The sequence below is a fragment of the Parasphingorhabdus sp. genome, assembly GCF_036568145.1.
Lineage (GTDB): Bacteria > Pseudomonadota > Alphaproteobacteria > Sphingomonadales > Sphingomonadaceae > Parasphingorhabdus.
In genome coordinates, this window is record NZ_DATCTC010000023.1 from 1 (window position 1) to 23,437 (window position 23,437).

17 protein-coding genes and 1 tRNA gene are annotated in these 23,437 nt (G+C 54.7%); 14 read left to right on the forward strand and 4 right to left on the reverse strand.

Annotation, left to right across the window (positions count from 1 at the left end):
* From VIN76_RS07905 to VIN76_RS07935, 7 genes are all read left to right on the forward strand, one after another.
* On the forward strand, window positions 1-818 hold an 818-nt coding region (locus VIN76_RS07905), incomplete at its 5' end, for a glycosyltransferase family 1 protein (protein WP_332041296.1).
* A gap of 20 nt (window positions 819-838) precedes the next feature.
* Window positions 839-2,158 carry a replication-associated recombination protein A gene (locus tag VIN76_RS07910; RefSeq protein ID WP_332041297.1) on the forward strand — a complete coding sequence of 440 codons (1,320 nt, stop codon included), beginning with the start codon at window positions 839-841 and terminating at the stop codon, window positions 2,156-2,158.
* A 52-nt stretch (window positions 2,159-2,210) separates the two neighbouring features.
* Window positions 2,211-3,536 carry a serine hydrolase gene (locus VIN76_RS07915; protein ID WP_332041298.1) on the forward strand — a complete coding sequence of 442 codons (1,326 nt, stop codon included), beginning with the start codon at window positions 2,211-2,213 and terminating at the stop codon, window positions 3,534-3,536.
* Window positions 3,533-4,525 (forward strand): NADPH:quinone oxidoreductase family protein, encoded by a 993-nt coding sequence (locus tag VIN76_RS07920; protein WP_332041299.1) that lies wholly within the window; start codon window positions 3,533-3,535, stop codon window positions 4,523-4,525. The genes VIN76_RS07915 and VIN76_RS07920 overlap by 4 nt, the downstream gene beginning before the upstream one ends.
* Before the next feature lie 124 nt (window positions 4,526-4,649).
* Window positions 4,650-5,873 carry a mechanosensitive ion channel gene (locus VIN76_RS07925; protein WP_332041300.1) on the forward strand — a complete coding sequence of 408 codons (1,224 nt, stop codon included), beginning with the start codon at window positions 4,650-4,652 and terminating at the stop codon, window positions 5,871-5,873.
* 108 nt (window positions 5,874-5,981) lie between these two features.
* Window positions 5,982-6,854 (forward strand): hypothetical protein, encoded by an 873-nt coding sequence (locus VIN76_RS07930; protein ID WP_332041301.1) that lies wholly within the window; start codon window positions 5,982-5,984, stop codon window positions 6,852-6,854.
* Between the two features lie 40 nt (window positions 6,855-6,894).
* A tRNA-Thr gene (locus VIN76_RS07935) sits at window positions 6,895-6,970 on the forward strand.
* 150 nt (window positions 6,971-7,120) lie between these two features.
* On the opposite strand, the gene VIN76_RS07940 is transcribed toward VIN76_RS07935, so the two are convergent.
* A complete protein-coding gene (locus VIN76_RS07940; RefSeq protein WP_332041302.1) occupies window positions 7,121-7,498 on the reverse strand; it encodes a hypothetical protein in 378 nt (125 codons plus the stop codon).
* 455 nt (window positions 7,499-7,953) lie between these two features.
* Between VIN76_RS07940 and VIN76_RS07945 the strand changes: the two genes are divergently transcribed.
* Genes VIN76_RS07945 through VIN76_RS07960 form a run of 4 tightly spaced genes read left to right on the forward strand, consistent with a single transcriptional unit; the run spans window position 7,954 to window position 12,526 of the window.
* Window positions 7,954-8,484 (forward strand): Csu type fimbrial protein, encoded by a 531-nt coding sequence (locus VIN76_RS07945; protein ID WP_332041303.1) that lies wholly within the window; start codon window positions 7,954-7,956, stop codon window positions 8,482-8,484.
* A 31-nt stretch (window positions 8,485-8,515) separates the two neighbouring features.
* Window positions 8,516-9,235, forward strand: coding sequence for a molecular chaperone (locus tag VIN76_RS07950; protein ID WP_332041304.1), 720 nt, complete (start codon window positions 8,516-8,518; stop codon window positions 9,233-9,235).
* Window positions 9,186-11,576 carry a fimbria/pilus outer membrane usher protein gene (locus tag VIN76_RS07955; RefSeq protein WP_332041305.1) on the forward strand — a complete coding sequence of 797 codons (2,391 nt, stop codon included), beginning with the start codon at window positions 9,186-9,188 and terminating at the stop codon, window positions 11,574-11,576. Before VIN76_RS07950 ends, VIN76_RS07955 begins: the two co-directional genes overlap by 50 nt.
* Window positions 11,573-12,526, forward strand: a complete 954-nt coding sequence (locus tag VIN76_RS07960) for a Csu type fimbrial protein (RefSeq protein WP_332041306.1) — start codon at window positions 11,573-11,575, stop codon at window positions 12,524-12,526. Before VIN76_RS07955 ends, VIN76_RS07960 begins: the two co-directional genes overlap by 4 nt.
* Before the next feature lie 122 nt (window positions 12,527-12,648).
* Here VIN76_RS07960 and VIN76_RS07965 read toward each other — a convergent pair whose 3' ends face one another.
* The 3 genes from VIN76_RS07965 to VIN76_RS07975 all read right to left on the reverse strand — a co-directional run bounded on the left by VIN76_RS07965 (window position 12,649) and on the right by VIN76_RS07975 (window position 19,082).
* A complete protein-coding gene (locus VIN76_RS07965; protein WP_332041307.1) occupies window positions 12,649-15,615 on the reverse strand; it encodes a TonB-dependent receptor in 2,967 nt (988 codons plus the stop codon).
* A gap of 240 nt (window positions 15,616-15,855) precedes the next feature.
* Window positions 15,856-18,387 carry a TonB-dependent receptor gene (locus VIN76_RS07970; protein WP_332041308.1) on the reverse strand — a complete coding sequence of 844 codons (2,532 nt, stop codon included), beginning with the start codon at window positions 18,385-18,387 and terminating at the stop codon, window positions 15,856-15,858.
* A 287-nt stretch (window positions 18,388-18,674) separates the two neighbouring features.
* Complete coding sequence (locus VIN76_RS07975) at window positions 18,675-19,082, reverse strand: hypothetical protein (protein WP_332041309.1); 408 nt, start codon at window positions 19,080-19,082, stop codon at window positions 18,675-18,677.
* Window positions 19,083-19,440: 358 nt separating this feature from the next.
* Between VIN76_RS07975 and VIN76_RS07980 the strand changes: the two genes are divergently transcribed.
* Genes VIN76_RS07980 through VIN76_RS07990 form a run of 3 tightly spaced genes read left to right on the forward strand, consistent with a single transcriptional unit; the run spans window position 19,441 to window position 23,419 of the window.
* The gene (locus VIN76_RS07980; RefSeq protein WP_332041310.1) at window positions 19,441-19,953 is read left to right on the forward strand and encodes an RNA polymerase sigma factor; all 513 of its coding nucleotides are present in this window, start codon (window positions 19,441-19,443) and stop codon (window positions 19,951-19,953) included.
* Window positions 19,954-20,001: 48 nt separating this feature from the next.
* Window positions 20,002-21,000, forward strand: a complete 999-nt coding sequence (locus tag VIN76_RS07985) for a FecR family protein (protein WP_332041311.1) — start codon at window positions 20,002-20,004, stop codon at window positions 20,998-21,000.
* The gene (locus VIN76_RS07990; protein ID WP_332041312.1) at window positions 20,987-23,419 is read left to right on the forward strand and encodes a TonB-dependent receptor; all 2,433 of its coding nucleotides are present in this window, start codon (window positions 20,987-20,989) and stop codon (window positions 23,417-23,419) included. Before VIN76_RS07985 ends, VIN76_RS07990 begins: the two co-directional genes overlap by 14 nt.
* Window positions 23,420-23,437 lie beyond the last annotated feature (18 nt).

Below are 23,437 nucleotides of genomic sequence, written 5' to 3' on the forward strand. Positions count from 1 at the left end.
ACACCCGGTTTGAAACCTATCCGCGCTATTATAATCTGGCGTTTCTGGAACCGGTGATAGAGGCCATATTGCGCCGCCTTTATCGCCGCTGCGATGCGCTGGTTGCGCCCTCTGAATCCATGGCACAGGTGCTGCGGCAACAGCGGATGAACTATGATGTCGGAATCTGGTCGCGCGGCGTCGATAAGGATGTTTTCAACCCGTCCAAGCGCGACCTGGCCTGGCGACAATCATTCGGCATTGCGGATGACGAGCCGGTTATCGGTTTTCTCGGCCGGCTGGTGATGGAAAAAGGGCTGGATGTCTTTGCCGACACGATTGACGAATTGAAACGCCGCGGGGTCAGGCACAAAGTACTCATCATCGGCGAAGGCCCTGCCCAGCAATGGTTTGAGGACCGGTTGGACGACGCCATATTTGCCGGGTTCCAGCAAGGGCATGATCTGGGCCGCGCGGTGGCCAGCATGGATATGTTGTTCAACCCTTCTATCACCGAAACCTTCGGCAATGTGACGCTGGAAGCCATGGCTTGCGGCCTGCCCGTCGTCGCGGCCAAAGCAACCGGAAGCCAAAGTCTGGTCAGGGACAGGGAATCCGGAAGGCTTGTCACGCCCGGCGCCATTCGGGATTTTGCCGATGTTCTGCAACTATATTGTCAGGATGCGCTGCTTCGCCAGACGCACGGAGCGGCGGGTGAAAAACGCGCGGATGAATTTAGCTGGGACCAGATAAACCATGCGGTCGCGGAAACCTATATCCGCCTGATCCGGCAACGGCAATCCGGCCACAGCCCTATAAAACAGGCCGCCGTTCGATAAGGATGAAGCGATAATATTTGATGGCTGATTTATTCTCCTCTGATGACGCTCCGCAAGAGCCGGACGAGATTCCCGCCAACGCGCCGCTGGCTGAACAGCTTCGGCCGCAAAAGCTGGATGACGTAGTTGGTCAGGATCATCTGGTCGGGGAAGACGGTGCGCTGAAACGCATGATCGTGGCGGGCAAGCTGTCCTCGATCATCTTCTGGGGACCGCCCGGAACCGGAAAGACCAGTCTGGCGCGGTTGCTCGCCAATGAAACGGATCTTCACTTCAAGGCGATATCCGCTGTTTTTTCCGGAGTTGCGGACCTTAAAAAAGTTTTTGCCGAAGCCGAAACACGGCAAAAAACCGGCAAACAGAAATTGTTGTTCGTTGATGAAATCCACCGTTTCAACCGCTCCCAACAGGACAGCTTTTTGCCTTATGTCGAAAAAGGTACGGTGATTTTGGTCGGAGCAACTACCGAAAATCCGTCCTTTGAACTGAATGCCGCCTTGCTGAGCAGGACGCAGGTTTTGATCCTCAACCGCCTGAACAGCGATGCTCTGGGCCAGCTCTTGACCAAGGCAGAAGCACTAACGGGAAAATCGCTTCCCATCACGGACGAAGCGCGTGAAGCCCTGATCGCCAGCGCCGATGGTGATGGCCGCTTCCTGCTGAATCAGGCCGAGACGCTGTTCGCGCTTGATATTCCCCAGCCGCTTGATCCGGCTGCACTGGCAAAGCTGCTCCACCGACGCATGGCTGTTTATGACAAGGACCGGGAGGGGCATTATAACCTGATTTCCGCGCTGCATAAATCGCTGCGCGGTTCTGACCCGCAGGCCTCGCTCTATTATCTCGCCCGCATGTTGGTGGCGGGGGAAGAACCGCTATATGTCCTGCGCCGGATTGTCCGCTTTGCCAGCGAGGATATCGGGCTGGCTGATCCGCAAGCATTGGTGCAAGCGTTGGCAGCCAAGGATGCCTATGATTTTCTCGGCAGTCCGGAAGGGGAACTGGCGATCGCGCAGGCTTGCCTTTATTGCGCTACCGCCCCCAAATCCAATGCGGCTTACCGGGCGCAGAAATCCGCGTGGAAATCGGCCAAACAGACCGGATCATTAATGCCCCCACAAAATATTCTCAACGCGCCGACCAAGCTTATGAAGGACGTCGGCTATGGCTCAGGCTATAGCTATGATCATGACACGGATGAAGGTTTTTCCGGCGACGATTACTGGCCCGAAGAAATGGAAGCCGAGAAATATTATAAACCGGTTAACCGCGGCTTTGAACGAAAAATCCGCGAAAGACTGGACTATTGGGAGAAGTTGAAACGTGAGATGGCCCGCTAAATCGATCCTGTCTAAATCGATCACGCCCGGTTTGTTACTGGGAGCTTTATTCATGGCCGCGCCTGTGGCAGCGCAAAGCGACCTGAATCCAGGTGACTATGACCGCGCTTTGGCGGCGGGATATAAAGCCCAGTTCATATGCTCTGGCCTGTGGAATGGCGGCAAGTCACTTGCCGATATCAAAGCCGATGAATTAACCGGCATATATGACCATATCGCCAAAATAGTGCCCACACTGAAAGCGGATATTGACGAAGACAAGCGGCAGGTGCGCGTAACCTATAGTGACGAAATGCCGCCGCGAACGGCCATCTGGAATAGCGAGACAGGCTGCACCGGCTTGCCGATCGGTTTTACAGCGGGCCAGTCTGGCGCGCCGTTCAATCTGCGCGAGTTTCACGATGATCTGCCGTGGCCTATGGGTGATCGCGGTGCGGAAACAGCCCCAGGTGAGACGTTTAAGCCGCTGCTGCAAGACGCGTTGGGCACGTCTGGCAGAAGCAAATATGGCGGAAAAACAAGCGGGGTTCTGGTCATTAAAGACGGGCGGATCGTAGGCGAACACTATAAGCAAGGCCATGATCTTCACACGGCGCAGCGCACCTGGTCGGTTGCAAAATCCATCGCCGGAACGCTGATCGGACATAGCGTTCAGCAAGGACTTTCCGATGTAAATGCTCCGGCGAATATCTCCGCATGGACGCATAAAGGCGATCCCCGCCGCCAGATCACACTCGACAACCTGATGCGCATGGCCAGCGGTTTGACCAGCGATACAGCGGGCAACCGTACAGACCCTGTTTATATGGGCGGGGCCAGCGTGTCCCAGCGTACGACGAGCTGGCCCTTGCTCCACAAGCCCGGAACGCAGTTTCGCTATGCCAATAATGATACGCTTTTGGCTGTTCATGCCGTGCATGACAGCGCGTTCGACCCTTATGGTTTTTTCCGCAAGCTCGGCATGACCCGCACCTATGCGGAGACCGACTGGCAGGGAAATTATATCCTTTCCAGTCAGGTGTGGACCACCGCCCGCGATCTGGGGCGGCTCGGTATGTTATATCTGAATGACGGAATCTGGCCCTATGGCGGTGATCAGGCGCAGCGCCTGCTGCCGGCAAAATGGCGCGAATATGTAAGCAGCCCGTCCGGACCGCAGCCTGATAGGGAATTTGGCTATGGGGCAACATTCTGGTTGATGAACAAAACAGATGGCGTTCCGCAGGACAGCTTTGCCGCCTTTGGAAACCGCGGGCAATATCTGGTGATTATTCCTTCGCTGGACCTCGTGATCGTCCGGCGCGGATATGACACGCCCGGCAATAGTTTCGACATTGCCGCCTTCACCCGCGACGTGGTGAGCGCAGAAGGTTCATGAGCAAAACATACCGCGCCGCTGTCTGCACCGCCCTCACCGGCCCCGACTCTATCCGCATCCAGGAGAGTGAGCCAAAGCCCCTGCAAGCCGGAGAGGTCCGGATCGCCGTAAAAGCCGCTGGAATAAATTTCCCTGATTTATTAATGACTTACGGGAATTACCAATATCGCCCAGCGCCTCCATTCATTCCAGGCCTGGAGATCGCGGGAGAGGTGATGGAACTCGGCCCGGAAGTCACCGGCCTCAGGGTAGGCGAGCGCGTAATGGGCGGCAGCAAAGGCAATGGCTATGCCCAGCAGATCGTCCTCCCCGCCACCAGCATCAGGCCATTACCCGACGCCTTCTCCTTCGCCGAAGGGGCTTGCTGGCACGGCGCGGCGATCACAGCATGGCACGCTCTGAACGACAAAGCCGCACTTCAAGCCGGGGAAAGCATCCTGATCCTCGGTGCCAGCGGCGGAGTTGGCATGGCCGCGGTAAAGCTCGCCAAACATCTCGGCGCCCTCGTCATAGGCACGGGTTCCAGCGACGCGAAACGCCAAGCCATCACAGAGGCAGGAGCAGCGCACAGCCTGGACCCGGCTGATCCGGAGCTTGCAACCAGGGTCAAGGAACTGACCGGCGGTAAAGGCGTAGATGTCGTGTTCGATCCTGTCGGTGGTGACCTGGCGATAACCGCTACCCGGTCGATTAACTGGGGCGGCCGCTATCTCATCGTCGGCTTTGCCAGTGGCAAGATACCGTCCTTTCCCGCCAATCACGCCCTTATCAAGGGCTATAGCCTCATCGGCCTACGCGCCGGAGAAAGCGCACGGCGTGATCCCCAATTGGCGCAGCGCAGCGAAGAAGCACTCCGCAATCTGGCACAGCAAGGTATAATGCGCCCTCACATTTCCCACAGCTTTGCACTGGGCGATACCGCCGAAGCCCTGCGCGTTCTGGAACAGCGCAAGGTAATCGGACGGGCTGTAATCGACATGACGCTCTAGTGATAAGTGACAGATAGTTACATCCTCAGCCTGTTTCAGCGGCGCCCACCACTATATCTTGCACGCATAACGTGTTAACATCCTATCGGGACTACAATAATTGATCACAATTAGGGGACCTCAAATGGATAGGATGAGAATAGGCAATTATGCGCTCGATACTGAGCTCATGATATCATTAGGCGAGAAAGTCGGTCTTGCACTGATCGCTCTGGTTGTTACCTGGGTTTTGGCAAAAGCTGCAAAATGGGCGTTCGCCAAACTGGTGGACAATGTAGGTTTCCTCAGGCGCGATACATCATCCGGCATCTCGGTTGGTGAATCGCTCGGCAAAATCGTTTCTTTGCTTATCTGGCTTTTTGGCTTGCTAATTATACTTCGCATATTGGGACTGGGCGGCGTTGATGCGCCTATTCAAACTCTGTTGAACAGTATCATGGAATTTGTTCCTCACCTGTTGGGTGCGGCGATAATATTCTTTATCGGTCTGGTTGTGGCCCGCATTGTCCGTGATATTCTGGTCACTGCCCTGCAAACCGTTGACTTTGACAAATGGGCCAATCGCGGCGGCGTTGATACGGTTACCGGCAATACTCAGATCAGCAGCACCTTGGGAACAATTGTATATGTGCTGATCATCATTCCGGTCGCTATCCTGTCGCTCGAGGCGTTACAGCTTGAATCCGTCTCTGCTCCGGCCAGCGATATGCTCCGCATGATCCTTGCCGCTATTCCGAACATTATCGGGGCCGCTATCATTCTTGGCATTGGCTATCTGATCAGCAAATTTGTTGTCCGGATCATCAAGGAAGTCTTGCCAGGACTTGGCGTTGACCAATCGGTTGCAGCTCTTGAAATCCTGCCAAGCGGAATAGCTCTTACATCCGTTCTGGCCCGCGTAACGCAGATTGCGATCATGTTGTTCTTTGCCATCGCTGCAACGCGCATGTTGGGCTTTTTAGAACTTACCATCATATTGGACCGGATTTTGGAACTTGGTGGCCGGGTCATCTTTGGCGCGGTTGTTATCGGCGTTGGCTTCCTGATTGCTAACTTACTGGCGCGGATTATCAGTGGCACCGGCGAAGGCAATATGGCGGCTTCCATCGTTCGTTACGCTGCAATCGTGCTGTTCACCTTCATGGGACTGCAATTCATGGGTGTTGGCGAAGAGATCGTTGAAATGGCCTTCATGGCTCTCGTGATCGGTGGTGCTGCTGCGGCTGCTTTGGCTTTTGGTTGGGGTGGCCGCAATGTGGCTGGCAAGGTTTTGGAAGATTTATACTCCAATCCACCAAAAAAACCGACCGCCAAAACTGCGCCGCGCAAACCGGTTATCAAGGAATAGGTATAGCAGCCATCTGAAAATAAGGGGCGGGCCAGCGCGGCCTGCCCTTTTTTATTGCGCTTTCCCCGCCCCTTTCCAATCATCGGATACATGCGCTAAACACATTCCATGCGCCGCTTCGATACCTTCACCTGCATAGACTGGTCTGGTGCCAAGACTGAACGGCCAGGCGGTATAGCTGTCGCAACAATCGGGCAAAATGGGCCACCTGTCCTGCTCTCTCCCGATCCGAAATGGTCCCGCGAAGACATTCGCGACTGGTTGCTTGGGATAGCTGCCACAAATCAGAATATGCTGATCGGTTTTGACCTGTCCATGGCATTGCCTTTCCATGATTGCGGAGCCTATTTTCCGGAATGGGATGATAGCCCCGCCGACGCCTCTGGGTTGTGGAAATTGGTGGAAAGCCTGTGCGCTACGGATCCTTATCTGAATGTCCTTTCCTTTCTGGACCATGACGAAGCCGCGCGCCATTTTCGCCATAGCCGCGACCATGTGGGAGATTTATTTACTGGCGGGACTGGGCGACTGCGTATTGTCGAGCAACTTCAACGCGCCACCGGCCAGGCCAACAGCGCCAGTTGCTTCAACCTGGTCGGAGCGGCGCAGGTCGGCAAATCCAGCCTGACCGGGATGCGGATGCTGCATCAATTAAACGGAGCGATTCCCGTTTGGCCCTTTGACCCTGTCCCGGATAGCGGGCCGATGATTGTAGAAATCTACACAACTATTGCCGCACTTGCCGCCGGATTACCAAAAGGCAGAAGCAAGATTCGGGACCGCAGCGGGTTGGACGCCGCGTTACGGGCATTGGGTGCGCCCCTGCCAGAGAAATTGCGGCACTATGATGACCATAGCACAGATGCCTTAATTACCGCCGCCTGGATGAAAAATGCCAGCATGGAAGCAAGGCTGTGGCACCCGCTAAAGCTCACAGATGAAATTGCACAAAAAGAGGGCTGGACCTTTGGCGTTTTTTGAAGCAAAGAGCGCTCGTTAATGGCTGAAGCCATAAACCAGCGCCGAATTAGCTCAGCTGGTAGAGCAACCGCCTTGTAAGCGGTAGGTCATCCGTTCGAGTCGGATATTCGGCACCATTTTTTCGGTATGAGACATCATCCGGCGGATGATGACCTGAAAAAATCCCGACTGTAAAGGAGGGTGGCACCTCATAACAGGGACGGCCATCTATCGCTTCCGATCTTCCGAGAGTCACAGCGGCCAGCCACAATTCATAAACCGCTTCCTTAATAGGTCACATCCACGGCGATTATGTCGGCATAGGATTGCCGGTCGTCTGCAAGCGGGCCTATGTCCGGGATGATCATTCCCGATCCAATACCCGAAACGGCTCGGCCACCCGGCAGGCTTGTCGCGCTCTTTCCCGCTCTTTCGATCATACGCACGGACCATGGACTGTCCTCGGAACAGGTGATGGTGATTCTGGCCTGATTTTGCTCCGCTCCTGAATCCTTTTCGGATTTTAGGAAACCCGTCGAAGCGGCGCAACGGGGCAATATTCGGATTTGCACATCGAAAGTGGCTGCCTGGTTGTCTGCGTGCGCCGTTGAAGAAGCTGCCCCGACGATGGCAGACGAGATCGCAAAGAATCTCGATAGGCGCAAACCACTCTCCTCTAAGACTACCCTCTCCCCATTGGAGAAAACAAGGTGTCTTAGCCCGGAATAGTTGTCAAGTTGTTACACTCAGTACAAAAGTCGGGACTCATTGATTACAAGATCCCTTATCCTGCTGATATTGCATATTGCAGTTAGATTATGGAGGGTTACAGATGCTAATGTCGTCATTACCCGACGTGCGAGATCTGCAATAAATAACTTCCAGCGAGGGCCATACGATTCATCCGCTGTTCAGCGCAAGGTCCGTAACAGAGCCCCATGGGCTTTGCCGCACTGATCAATCCACTCCCCCGCGCGCGTTACAGGTAACGTAATGGGATGAACTTCACAATAGGCCTTGTCAAAACCACAACAGAAAATGCACTCTTTGCACTTGTAAAAAATATTTCAGTCCCTATTTGAAACCTATAAACACATGTTTACATACTGGAGCATCCCCCATGAAATATTTTAACACACCATCTCGCGCAATCGGTGCCGCACTCGCTACCGTTATGATGCTTTCGGGCACGGCGGCGAGCGCAGCCACTGCAACCGATACATTCGACGTACTATTGACGATCGAGAAAACTTGTTCGGTAACCGCAGGTGCGGGCTCTAACATTGATCTTGGAACCGTTGCTTCCACGGCGACGAATGTAGAAGGCAGCAATTCCATCGCTGTGACTTGCACAAAGGGCACACCGTACTTTATCGGTCTTGCGCCCACAAGCGGCAACACTGACGGTAGCGGTCTATTGGCATCAACCACGGCTGGCAATGCCGACGAGGTTCCCTACCAATTGCAGCAGACTGCTGGTGCTGGCGGAACAGTATGGGGCAACACTGCCACGGATACGAGCGTCGGCAACGGTGTTACCGGCACCGGTTCAGGCGCAGCGCAGTCGCACACGGTTTATGCGAACGCACCTAGCGCCAACTTCACCGCTGATGACTACAGAGACACTGTCACCGTCAACGTGAACTACTAAGACAATGACGGGGATTCTCAAGAGATTGCGCTTGGCCCTTTATGCAGGCGCTCTGGGTCTGCTTGCATCTGCACCAGCATATGCGAGCGGGCTGCAGGTTTCCCCCGTCACCGTCACTCTTACTGCAAAAGAAACGGCCGACGGGCTGACGTTGAGTAACGTTGGCAATTCCACCGTCCATGCCCAGGTGCGCGTCTATCACTGGCGGCAAGGTCCGGACGGGGACATACTCGATCCCTCGACTGGCCTTGTAATCAGTCCTCCGATGGTCGTTCTGGAACCCGGCGGCGAACAGCTCGTCCGTGTAATCCGGACGCAGCCGGCACCGGCCGAGGGGCAACCCGAGGACTCATATCGCGTCGTGATCGACGAACTTCCCGTTGCCCGTGATGACAAGGAGGGGATCGACTTCGTGCTACGTTATTCATTGCCGATCTTCATCCAGCCTGCTGGCGCCGAGCCGGAGCCAAGCCTGACTTGGAGCCTCAGCGAGGTTAACGGAAAAATCGGTATCGGTGTTTCCAACAGCGGGCTCAAACACGCCCAGATCGCGGATGTGTCCATTCGCTGGAGCGACGGACGCCAGACGGTTCTGGCTCCCGGCCTTCTCGGATACGCCCTTCCCGGCGCAACTCGGTCCTGGGGCACTGCTGAACCCTGGCCGGCTAATGCGTCTGCAGCTAGTCTCGAGGTAAGGATCAATGGTCAAGAGACTCAGCAGGAGCTACCACTGGCCGGTTCTTCTCGCTGAGATCGCGATAGTGGCATGTCCCATCGCCGCAAAAGCGCAAGAAGCAGAATTCCCGTCTAGCAGAGCAGACAATGACGACCCGGCAGAAGTGCCGGAGCTTTCCGTCGTGGACGAAATGGTCCTCTACCTTGAAACGAGTGTGAACGCGCTTCCGCTCGGAATTGCCGAATTCACAATGCGCGGTCAGGATCTCTGGGCGAGCCGGAGCACACTTGACCAGCTTGGGCTAAGGCTAGATCCGGACGCTCCCGACGAAATTCGTCTGGCCGACGTTCCCGGCCTCGAACACGTGTATGATGGCCCGAACCAAAGGTTGCGTATCATGGTCCCGGTATCGCTGTTGAGCCGGGATGTGAGCTTGCTGGAACCCTCGCTTCCCACCGAAGCGGAGGCGGTCAGCGGGACTGGCCTGATTTACAACTACAATATTTTCGGCGGTGTGGCCGGTGAAACGCGCACGGCCAGCGCCTTTTCAGAGCTGCGCGCTTTCAGCCCGCTGGGCGTCGCCAGCACCACATTTCTGACACAGGCGTCCTCCACTAACAACGACTGGTCGGTGAAAACCGTTCGCCTTGATTCCAGCGCTACGGTATCCTTCCCGAGGCAGTTGCTGGTCGCAAAAGCAGGAGATAGCCTGACGGCGGCTACCGGCTGGTCGCGCTCTACGCGCTTTGGCGGATTGCAGATCGGCACCGATTTCGGGTTGCAGCCATATCTCGTCACCACGCCCCTGACACAATTTTTCGGCGAGACGGCATTGCCCTCGACTGTCGAGCTTTATATCGACGGGCTCAAGCAGGCGACGGGGGAAGTTCCCCCCGGGCCGTTCCAGATTTCCAGTCCCGCCGGGGGCGCCGGATCCGGTTCAGGACAAGTCGTAATTACCGATGCGCTGGGTCAGGTAAGCACCGTGACGTTCGACTTGTATCACACGCCTGTCCTGCTTCGAGGAGGCCTGACCGACTGGACCGTCGAGACGGGGTTTCTGCGGCGGGGTTATGGCATCCGCTCATTCGATTATGCGCCCAATCCCTTTGTGAGCGGTACGATCCGCCGCGGGATGACGGACCGGCTGACGCTGGAAGCGCACAGCGAAGCCAGCACGAAGTTGGCACTCGGCGGCGTGGGCGCCAACTGGCGCGCGGGACAGTTCGGTGTGTTCTCCGGCTCGCTTTCGCACAGCCGCACGGGTGATAACTCCGGGACAAAGTACACGCTTGGCTATAGCTGGTCCGACCGTCAAACGAACGTGTCATTCAATCTGGCCAAGGCAAGTAATGGCTTTCGCGATCTGGCTGCGCTGGAGGATTCTCCATTGCCGCGCCGGGCGATGTCGGCACAGGTTAGCCACAGTCTTCAGCGTTTCGGTACATTCGGGGCGAGCTACGTTGACCTGGAATTCGAGGCACAGCCGCGCTCGCGCTATGTCAGCGCCTATTGGTCCAAGTCGCTGGGCCCAAATGTCGGCCTCAACCTGCAAGCCAGCGCCGATCTTGAGGATACACGAAATCGCAGCATCTTCGCCTCGATCAGCGTCAGGCTCGGCGACCGCTCGATGGTGAACGCTTCGGTGCAGCGTGATCGCGACTCGACCTTCGCCAGTATCGATGCCTCAAGGTCGATCCCGGACGAAGGCGGCTTTGGCTGGCGCGCGCAAGTGCAGCACGCCGGCAATCGCCAAAACGGTGCAGGAGAAGTCCAGTATCTGGGCGACCACGGACGCATCGTGGCGGGCGGACGCGTGGACCAGGGCCAGGTCAGCGGCTATGCCGGAGCCTCCGGCTCGCTTGTGCTGTCCGGAGGCTCGCTCTTTGCAGCGCGCGAGATACAGGACAGCTTCGCCGTGGTCAGCACAGAGGGTATCGCGGGCGTACCAGTGAAGCTTCGCAACAATGTTGTTGGACAGACCGGAGCCAACGGCAAGCTGTTGGTGACAGGCCTCAACGCCTATGAGAATAACAAGATCGCAATAGACGTACTGGACCTGCCTGCGGACATCCGCACAGGGAGCGTCGAAGCGACCGTGACACCAGCCGATCGATCAGGGACAATAGTCCGCTTCGATCTGGAAAAGATTCGCGCCGCAACGCTGATTCTGGTAGATGAAATCGGCAAGCCGCTTCCACTGGGGAGCAGGGCTTTACCGCGCGGGGGACAATCAGAACCCGCGGTGGTCGGTTTCGACGGCGCGGTCTATCTCGAAGTGCTCGAGGACAGCAACACCGTTGACGTCGAGACGCCCGGCGGTTCCTGTTCGGTGCGCTTCGAATACCCACAATCGGCCGATGCACTACCGCGGATTGGCCCGCTCACATGCCTTCCAGAGGGAGCCGAGAGATGACCGACACCAGAAAACCCGCCCTTCTGGCACTTGCCTTTATATTCATCCTCGCGCTCGCATTCTGGCCTTCACCTGCGCAAGCCAACGTCGACTGCGATGCCAATGGATCGATAAACTTCGGGACGTCACAATCGGGGACGGGTTCGGTCAACTATAGCTGCCGGAATTACGGAAGCACAGCGGTCAACCTGACACTTTGCACTGTGCGGGGGCCTGTCGCATGGCCCGGTACCGAAGCCCAGCCGGCGATGGCATATGGCAATAACCTGCTCTATTATAACCTGTACACATCAATAAACCGTGCACAGATCTGGGACTCGAGCGCGCCGATTAGCACGGCCATTTCAATAGCAGCCGGAGGAACGCGAACCGGCACATTATCATTCTACGGCTATATCCCCAGCGGGCAGACGGCACCTCCCGGTACCTATCAGACCTGGTTCTACAACGCGACGGTGGGCATCCTGGTCGCGGGAAACCCTACCTGCCAGCGCACCTACACGAACTTTGCCGGTAGGGACTTTAATATGCCCGTCACGGCCACGGTCATAAACGCCTGTACGATCACGGCTGGCGCTGGATCGAACATCAACTTCGGCGTGATCCAAAGCACAGCGACGAACCGGTCCGCCAGCAGCCAGATCGCTGTAAATTGCCCCAGCGGAACGCCTTATAATATTGGCCTCGCTCCTTCCAACGGCGACATAAACGGCGCGGGTGTGATGTCGGGCAGTGCAGGCAATACCGCCAAGGTTCCCTATCAGTTGCGAAAGACCAGCAGCACCGGGCCGGCCTGGGGCAATACCGCGACAAGCTCCAGCACCGGGAACGGCGTGACCGGGACTGGCACAGGAACCAATAGTATAATCTCGGTCTATGCCACCCTGCCCAGCGCAAACTATCCCGCCGACAACTATCGGGATACCGTCACGGTTACAGTGCATTACTGATCCAGTGATTTGCAAGTGGGGCAGAACGGCCGTTTATCGACGATGCCTTCACGCTCTTTTCTGACAAAAAAAGCCCTGCCAGTTTCCCGGCAGGGCTTTGTCCTTATCGTGATCGGTTCAGATCAGAACTTGAAGCCAGCCCCGATGCCATAGCGGCGGGGCTCAAGCGTGAAGACATTGGTATACAGGCCAGAAGATTGGTCCGTTACATATAATCCGGTTTCCGAGTTGCTATCGAAAAGATTCTGGATAAATCCACGGACATACCAACGATCATCCGTCCCATTTAACTGGATCTGGGCGTTTGCCTGTGCATAGCCTTTAATCCGGTTAACATTGCCGTTGAAGATACTGCCATAGCTTTCGCTCGTATAAGCAAGGTCAACCCGCGGTACCAGGCTCATGCCATTGTCAAAGTTCATGGCATATTGAACACCGGCGGAGAATTTCAGCCGAGGCGCTTGCGGCAGCGTATTTCCCCGAATATTTTTCGGTACGCCGGCCGCAAAATAGTCAATCCCGCCGAATGCCAATGGATCAAGTCCACCGCCCACGAACGCGCCTGCGGCCGCCGCTTCCAGTACCTCGCAAATACCGAACGCACCAGTGGAAGCAATATTGCCATTTGCCGGAAAAGCAGTCGTCGGCTGTAAATTCGCTCCCGCCTGCACGCCGGGGACCAGGCCAGCATTGATCACGCTATTCACGGTATTAACAAAGGCATTAACGCCTGCAGCACTCCCGGATGAGGACGCCACTGCACAATTGGACGAGTTGGTTATATCCTTGATAATCACGGCATCGGAACGGCCACCGCCAAAGTCACGTGGGTCGCTGTTAAACGTATCGCCTTTGACCTTTGTCTTCAGATAGCTGAAGCCCATATTGATCGTCCAGTCCGGATCGGGGCGAACGATGGCCTCGATTTCCGCACCATAGATATCGGCATCAATATTCTCGTTAACCGCAGTTCGCGCGACAATCTTGCTGAGCTGCAAATCCTTGTACTTGTAGTAAAAAGCCGTCAGGTTCAGTTGCAGAGCGCCGCCACCAATCGTATTTTTCGATCCGATTTCGAAAGCATCTACTTTTTCAGGTGCGAAAGATTCCGGAACCTCGAAAATAGGCTGAAGCGGCGGGTTTAAGCCCCCTGACTTATAGCCGCGAGAATATGACGCATAGACCAGATTATCGTCGGTGATTGTATAGTCGATTACCGCGCGCCCGGTAATTTCATTGAATTTAACTTTGCGACTTTGATAAAGCTGGTTGCCCGGGATACCTGGGTCAGCATCAAAAGATCCGACATAGGGTGATTCAAATGCATCGGTGGTTTGGCTAAAGGGCACCAGGAAATCTGCCAGCGTCGAACGTGCAAGAACATTTTTCTTGTCGTTATTGTAACGCAGGCCACCTGTCAGTTTCAGTTTATCGCTAATGTCAAAATAGACTTCGCCAAACAGACCGTAAGATTTAACTTTCAAATCAGCGGTATTGTTACGGAAATACGGCGTCGCAAGGAACGATGGCGGCAGCGGCGCGGGATCGCCCATTTCATCTGTGTTCGCTAATGCAGAGAAGGTGCCGAGCAAACCGGCCACATAATCAATCGCAAACGCATTCACATAATAGCTGTTCTCGGTCATGTGATAGTCGGCATAGATGCCGCCAACCAGGAAGTTGAACGGACCATCAAAATCGCTTGAGAAAATCGCCTCTGCCGACCAACTATCATTATACTGGTTGGAGCGGTCATATTGAAGCGGTGACATCGCGCAGTTGCTGTTGCCACCAAAAGAACCAAGGCCGATGGTGTCCGTGTCAGAGGTACATAATACCCCGTCCGGTCCATCAGGAATGATCGCATTGGCAATGGGCGAGAAATATGCCGCTGGCAGACCGGGAACTAACCCAGCCGCAGCCGCAGCAAGCGTGTTCAGTCCGGTCGCATAATTGGCCCGGCTACCGATATTGTTATTATAGTCCTGCCGTGATTCCAGCTTCACCTTTTGATAGGTGCCCGAAAGCTGCGCGCTGATTGGGCCGAAATTATGTTCGATCTTGCCCTGGAAAGTCAGCTCGCTGGCGAAATATTCGGGTGTGAAGGCCGTGTTTACCGTCCGTGGATCTGATGGAACATCGATACCGGCATATTGGTCCGGGCCATAAAGGCTGCCCAGCGCAAAAGCGGCAGGTATGCCGCGGATCGCAAGAAATTCTTGCGATGACAAAGCCGCCGTAAAGGTCGAGTTCGCGTTAAAAGACTCAGCATTGCGGGTGTTGTTCAAACAGCCCAAAATGCCTGTCGGGTCGCGTTGACAATATTGTTTCTGGATCCGCATACGATTGTCGTCTTCGCGGAAATAGGAAGCATAAAGGTCAATTGTGGTGTCGGGAGTAGGCTCGAACCGCAGCGATCCGCGAACCGAATATAATTCACGATCGTCAAGATCAGGCCCGCCGTTGAGGTTGGTCGTATAACCGTCCCGCTTTACATAGACACCGGCACCGCGAAGGGCGAGATTTTCGCCAATCGGAATGTTGACCATGCCTTTGACTTTGATCGCGTCGTAATTGCCATATTCGGCATCACCGGAAGCCTGGAACTCGCCAATTCTGGGCTTGGCGGTTACGACATTGACCACGCCGGCGGTTGCATTACGTCCAAACAAAGTCCCTTGCGGGCCGCGCAATACTTCGACGCGTTCCAGGTCAAAAAACTCTGTTTCAAAAAGTCGAGTCTGGAATAATGGCTGATCGTTCAAATGGATCGCCGTTGCCTGATCGCAGGACGTGCCCACGCAAAGATCGCCGATACCGCGGATTGTGAAACTGGAACTGGTAAAGTTGGTTTTGGTAAAGGTGATGTTCGGCAACGTCAGTTGAAGATCGGAGCTATTTTCAATCTGCTGCGCTTCCAGTGCGGCTGAATCGAACGCGGAAACTGCGATTGGAACTTCTTGCAGGCTTTGCGCCTGGCGCTGCGCCGTCACGATAATGATATTATCGTCAACCCTGTTATCTTGCGCTAATGCTGGTGTGCCGACTGCAGATATTGCGGTGGCGGCTAATAGTAACGATTTACGCATAAATCTCTCCATCCCCTATGTTGCCCGGAGAGTGTGACTTTATGCCCATCTCCCCAGATGCATTGATATTCAACTAATCGTGTGATTAAGTCCAGACTGAAATTAAAAAAATGCATTGGTGCATTACATTATTGCACTTGAACATCCAGGACGGGACCGAAATTATGCATAAAAAAGCCCTGCCAGTTTCCCGGCAGGGCTTTTGTTGAATTCATGAAGGCTGGGGCCTTTCAGGCTTTTTTAGAATTTATAGCGTGCTGTCACACCATAAGTCCGCGGCTGATTGGGATAACCGCTGATGCTGCCGCTTTGCGCCACTGACGGAAAAACTGTTGTCAGATATTTGGCATTAGTAAGGTTGCGGCCATAGACCGACAATTCAAAACCGCTGATATGCTGAAAGGTTACTGCGGCGTTGATTTGATTGACTTCCCGTTTCAGGCTTTCCGCAAAGCCGTCAGGGAAACCGGCCAGACCGTCCACCATGTTTACCGGGCTTTCATACAGATAGTCGCCGCGTGCAATCAGCCGCGATCCGCTGTCAAATTCATGCGTGTAGGTTGCACCCATGGACGCCGAAATGCCGGGGATACCTGCCGGAGTCGCGCCGGAAATATCACCAAAGGCCGAATTGACGAACGAGTCATATTTCGGATCCAGATATGTGACCGCCAGGAACAAGGTCAGGGGGTCAACCGGAGTTACCGAGCCGTCAAACTCTATCCCGAAGGTGGATTGCTTGCCGGCATTAGCCAATGCAAAACCGGTTCCGGTGAACACGTTGCTCTGGAACCCTTCGATAGTTTGCTTGAACGCCGAAATGTTGAAGGCTGCATAGTCAAACTGGGCTTTCAAACCGACTTCATAGACTTCGGAATTTTCCGGTCCGGCGAAACGGGAGCCGGTAGACAGATTAGGCGTGTTCAATCCGCCAGCGATGATCGCCGGCAAATCTGCCGCCAATGGCCGGCTGTCCCGTGACAAGTTGATCGAGCTTGCCTTGAACCCGGTTGCATAGGTCGCATAGACGTTCACATTGTCGTTAACCGTATAAGCAGCGCGAACCGACCAAGCGAGGTCATCGTCTTTGGTCCGGCCATCTTCGACCGCGTTCGGTACATTCAGGAACGGCGGGAAGAACTGGAACGCTTTGAAACCACTTAACGGGTTTGCACTCGTACCATCGGGCAAGGTGATCGTGGGATTAGCGGCAAGAAACGCCGCCGTAGCAGGGTCGACACCGCCGCCAATCAGCAATTGTTCACGAAATGGCGCATATTGCGGCGCATCAAGGTCGATACCCGAAAAGGTATCGGAACTGATGACGTTTGTCAAAAAGCGCTTTTTGTCCTTGGTGTAGTTAAAGCCCCCGGTCAGCGTCAGCCTGTCAGTAATTTCAAAATCGACCGTTCCGAAAATCGAATAGGCTTCGTTGCTGAAATCATAGGCTTCGTCAAAGCCGTCACCAGTGCGGAAAAAACTTCCAATATATTGGGTCGGATCACCGTCCAGCGCACCCAAAGTCTGTTCCAGAGCAGGGACGCTCAAAGCTCCGTCAGAAGCCGCCTGCACCAGCGCATTGCCATAAGGGCGGAATTGGCTGCCAAAATAGAACTGGTTAATCTGGTCAATATTCTCGTCGAAATAATATCCGCCAAGCAGGAAGTTGATCGGGCCATCGAAATCAGAGGCCAGACGCAGTTCCTGAGTGAAGGTCTTGATGCGTGAATCCGCAAAATTCCGGCCCACAATATCAGCACCGGTAAAATCAGAATCCTGATCGGTCACGGCATTAACCCGCCGGTAAGCGGTAATGGATGTCAGGCTCATCGCGCCGAAATTATAGTCAATCTGACCCGATACGCCGTAATTTTCAATATTATTGGTCGACAGGAAATTGTTGTAAACATCGTATGAGAACGGATTTTCCGGATCAAGCGCGATGCCACCAGCCAATGCGTCGGCAATCGCCCCGGTGGGGCCGTTCACGACATTGGCCGCGATACAGCAATTTTCGTCAATCTTGTCATAATCCGCAATCAGGCGAACCGAAAGATCGTTCGATGGTTCAAACAGCAACTGGGCCCGTGTGCCCCAACGATTGCGGTCATTAACGTCCGTGCCCAATGCCAGATCCTGCGCATAGCCGTCACGGCGGTTATAATTCCCGGCAAGGCTGAACGCCACGCTGTCGGTAATAGGTCCGGTGACATCTGCTTTCGCAATGATTGTGTCGTAATTGCCGTATGTCAGCGAAGCAGAACCGCCAAATTCAAATTGCGGCTTTTGCGTAATCACGCTGATAACACCGGCAGATGCGTTTTTACCGAATAGAGTTGATTGCGGTCCGCGAAGAACCTCGATCCGCTGGACATTGGGAAGATCACCAATCTGCGCCGCCGAGCGAGAGCGATATACGCCGTCGATAAACACACCCACCGAAGGTTCTATACCTGCATTATTGGCACCATTACCAAAGCCGCGAATAACGAAATTGGTATTGGCCGAACTTTGCAATTGCGATACGCGCAGCGAGGGAACCAGGGACTGAAGGTCCAGAAGATCGCGGATTTCAGCTTGCTCGATGGTTTCGGCACTGGTCACAGAAACCGAGATGGGGATTTCCTGCAAGGTTGTTTCACGCTTAGATGCAGTCACGATGATGACATTGTCATCAATCACTGCCTCTTCCTGGACGTCCTGGGCATATGCAGGCACAACGGAAACTAAACCACCGATTGCGGTAGCGGTCAAAAATTTTGCAATTCTCATGATCTCTCCTGGGGGGTCCCGAGATTTACGGGATCGTATGGATTGGGATTGGTTTCAACGGGTCCTTCTTTGGTAAAGACTGGATCATTAGTCCACCATAGCTGATAGTTAGAACCCTTTTTCATGTCATAATCATGACGAAAACCCGCAAAGCGTGACTGCATTGCAACAGATATATCCGCTAGCGTCAGTAATGGTGCCCCTGCCCGACTCGATCCGGCGCTCCTTTCGGTATTTGAAGGCGGCGAAAGCATGACAGCCGTGAGACTTTCATCCAGACTTTTCTATTATTCATCGCTGGAATAGCTCACAAAACTACCCAGCCCGACTGCCCCCAGAAAGCCCGTCAGTGAACTGTCCATAAATCGCACTATATCGCCTGAACAAAGCTTGTTACGGCCATCGTGCGTCACCATGACGAGATACCCGTTCAGCATGGACGCGCCCCATTTGGGACGATTAAGCCAGACTTTTCGATCGGGCATTTCATACGCAATTCCTATGCGATCAATAACCCTGGTGGAGCGCACTTGATGCAACTGAATACATTCGGTCGTTTCGCGCACTTGCGCATTGAGGGCAAAGGCTGCCGCGTTTCTGTCCGCGATTGAGCCATTGGTGCTTGAAGAAAGGGTGCCTGAAGAGGCGCAACCGGAAAGAATGAATGACAGCATTAATAATCCGATGCGTAACATTTTCGGTTCCCTGTAAAACTTGTTCTGGCCGAAAGCCGGGGGGAAGGATGCTCCTTACCTTCCCCCCGGACTCCCAAATCTTCGGGGTTAGTTTTGGGAATCGGGACCCGTAAGCTCAGGGGATGGGTCCGATCATTGTGACGTTGCCACTTGTCCAAACCCGCAATATTTTCTGAAATTATTTTTGAAGGCCCGGAAAGTAACGGATTCTGGCCCAGGCTTGCCCGGCCCAACCACGATATCCCAACCACAACATATGGTGCGTATGGAAATGTCCGTGCACCAATCGGGGCTTGCAGAATGATATTCATCCGTTCACAAGTGCCCCCGCTCCCCAATTGCAGAGATTCGTCAGCTAATGGCACAGCAAGAGCTTCAAGTCGTCTTCCTCAACCACCGCGATGCACTTTTGCGTTTTTTGCGCTCACGCGGTGCAAGCGAGAATGCCGAGGATATATTACAGGATCTTTGGTTACGGGTGGTGGACATGGATGACAGCGCTATCAACACTCCGTTGCCCTATCTCTATCGGGCTGCCAACAATCTGATGCATGATCGCTTTCGCATGACCCAGCGGGCCCGCAAACGCGACAATGAATGGAGCGAAACCACTCATGGAACCGGCGGGGCGTCTGATGCGCCGCTTCCTGACCGGACTTTGATCGCACGCCAGCAACTGGCCGAGATAGAGACGCAGATTGGAAAGGAGGGGCCTCGGGTATTCCAGATTTTCAGGCGCTTTCGTATAGATGGCATCAGCCAGCGGCAGATTGCCGAAGAAATGGGTATCAGCCTGAGCGCCGTCGAAAAAGATCTGCAAAAGGCATATCGCGCGATTGCAGCGTGGAGGGAGCGCGAAAATGGAGATTAGCATACGGGTCCGGGCACGCCGTGACGTCTATGCCCCAGGACAGATATTATGGCTGAAATAAATGACATGATCCGGGAGCAGGCTATTGCCTGGGCGATACGCGTGCGCGAGCCCGATTTTGCGGACTGGGACGGCTTTACCCAGTGGCTTGAGGCCGATGCCTTGCACAATATCGCTTATGAAGAAGCGTTGCTGGCCGAAGATCAATATGCAGATTTGGTCGAGGCGCTTGACGAGCCGTCCGACAAGTCCGGCCAGCCCGGTCAGGATAGCATATCCCACCTTCGCCAACCCGCCAATGATGATCATGCAGCGCCGGTTACTATCACCCGTCGGCGGGTAATGTCCGGCGCTATAGCTGCAGCTCTGGTAGCTGCGGTGGGCGCCGGAATCTGGACCCAGATGCCCCAACCCTATGATGTAATGACCGGACCGGGGCAGCGGAAAACATTAACGCTGAGCGATGGCAGCCGGATACAGATGAACGGCGATACAAAGATCGAACTGGATCGCAAGAAAATCCGTTATGCCCACCTTGATCGCGGCGAGGCGCTGTTTACGGTTGTGCATGATGATGACGATCCATTCATTGTTGATTCCGGTAATATCCGTCTGGTTGATGCCGGAACGGAATTCAACGTCGTGAAGAGCGAGGACATTCTTGACGTGGCGGTATCCGATGGCGTGGTTATTTATAATCCGGAGCGTGAAAATATCAGTCTACCCGCTGGCAAGCGGCTTTATCGGGACGGGGCGAGAAATCGGGTGACCGTATCGGACATTTCGATCGCGCAGGTTGGCGCATGGCGCACAGGTCAACTCGGCTTCACCGGAGAGCCTTTGAAACAGATCGCACAAGTGCTGAGCCGTAATCTGGGTGTCAACATCACCGTATCCGAAGCAATTGCAGCACGCCCGTTCAGCGGTATCATTCAACTGAAGGACCGTGATCCCCAAAATATTGAGCCTATCGCCGCGCTGCTCGGCGTGCAGGCCCAGAAACAAGCCGAAGGCTGGATTTTGATTGGAGATAATGCGGTACCATAGTTGCATAGTGGCCGCTGTGCTGGGCTCCGCGATTGCCGCCCCGGCTCATGCCGACAGTCAGGTTGAAATTGATGTTGCCGCAGGTCGCCTTGATTCTGCGATTTTTGTGCTGGGTGAACAGGCGGGCATCAGCATTGGTTTGGCCGACCCCCGAATGGGTGCGAGGCGTGTGCCACGTATCAAGGGGCGGATGACATCCCGTCAGGCTCTGCTGCGTCTGCTTGCCGGAAGTCAGGCAAAGATTGAGCGCGTCCACACGGGCCACTGGCGTATTATACCGATGGGCCAAAAAGGAAAAACAGCATCGGCGAATCCTCGCTATGCCAAAGCCCGGCCGATTGCCCCGCCCCTTGCCTATCCGGACATCGTGGTGACCGGACATCTGATAAATAATGACCTCAATAGTGAAGCCTTGGGCAGCCTGAAAACCCTGACGCTGGACGAAATCGGACCATCAGCGCAAATGAGAGGCACTGGCGCGCTGATCGACACGCTACCGACAATCAGCTCAACCCAGCTTGGTCCGGGTCGCAATCGCATTTTTATCCGCGGGATCGCAGATTCCAGTTTCAACGGGCCTAATCAGGCGGTTTCAGGCCAGTATCTGGGTGAAGCGCGGTTGAATTATAATGCACCGGACCCGGATTTGCGGCTGATTGATTTGAGCGCCATTGAAATTCATCAGGGGCCGCAAGGAACCCGCTTTGGTGCCGGTACGCTGGGCGGCGTGATCCGGATGGTGCCCAATGCACCGCAACTGGACGAGCTTGGCGGAAAAACCTCTATCGCACTTGGGGCGACGCAAGACGGCAATCCTTCGTTTGACGGGAATATGACCTTAAACGTGCCATTGATCGCAGGATCAGTCGGTATTCGCGCGTCGCTTTATGGTGGCCGGCAAGGCGGTTATATTGATGATCGGCGGCGCGATTTGAACGATGTCAATCGCGTGGATACGATTGGTGGCCGTTTCATGCTGCGCGCTGAACCCGGCGAAGGCTGGTCGATTGACCTGATGGCGGCGGCGCAGGAAATTGACGGGCGTGACAGCCAATATGCCGACGAACTTGGTGACAAGCTTGATCGCGCGACGCCCTTTGCCCAGCCATATCGCAACCGGTTTGCATTGGGACAACTGGTGCTGCGTAAACACTGGAACGATATGGAATTGATGGCCGCGGTCAATATTGTCGACCAGAAGCTGTCCGAAACATTTGACGCGACAATACCGTCCGATGGTCTGTTCTTTCCCGAACAGCCCGCTCTTTTTCGCCAGCGCGGTGAAATCAGGCTGATCACATCGGAAACACGATTGTCAAAATCGCTAGACAATGGCGCAAGCTGGATTCTGGGCACGAGCCTGATCAATAACCGCTATCAAATCAGGCGCGTGCATGAGGCCAGTCTTTTTACGGCCGCGATTGCGGGAATCGAGAATGAAGCGAGTGAGGCCACAGGCTTTGGCGAGATTAGCTGGCCGCTTTCAAACCGTCTGACAGTCAATGCGGGGGGCCGCTTAAGTCATGTGTGGCTATCGGGTAAAACGCTGGATACGGCGGAATTACTGGTATCAGTGGCAAAAAAAGAGGCAGAGCGTGACCAGACTGCTTTTCTTCCCTCGCTCGGGATTCAATACCGGTTTTCAGATCGCCTCAAAGCACATGCCCGCTATCAGGAAGGGTTTCGCGCAGGCGGTATTGCAGTTCGCAATGAAATGGTCGAACGGTTCCGCAATGATGACGTAGCCGCGATTGAAGGCGGACTGGTTTACGGTAGCGGCGGCGAAACCGGTTTTAGTGCTGGCATTACCGTGTCGCATACCAAATGGAACGATATTCAGGCCGATCTGATCGATAATGACAGCCTTCCGGTCACACAAAATATCGGTAGCGGTCGGATATGGACGCTCGATGCGTCGATGAACTGGCGCCCCCTGCCCGGCCTGTCGGTGGAAGCAAGCGCCATCTGGGCCAACAGTCGTCTGACCAAGCCAGCAGCATTGATTTTTGTGCGTGAAGCAGGCCAGCAATTGGCTGATGATCTGCCCGCAGGGGCAGTCATCGTTGAAAGTGATGACCTTCCCAATGTAGCAGATTTTTCGGGACGACTGGGCGTCAGCTATGCGAAAGCTCTGTCCGATGACACGCACCTGTCTTTGGCGGCATGGGCGCGTTACACCGGAAAATCGCGGCTCGGCATCGGCCCGGTATTAGGCGCGCAGCAAGGCGATTATACCAATACCGGCCTGTCAGCGAGCCTTGATCTGGGGCAACGTTCGGTCTGGCTGGAGGCATCCAATATTTTCAACCGGGTTGGCAACCGTTTTGCCCTCGGCTCACCGTTCACCCTGCCCTATGGAGAGCAGCTCACTCCGCTGCGTCCACGCACCATACGCATTGGTTTTGACGCAAAATTCTAAAAACCAAACCCAAGAACG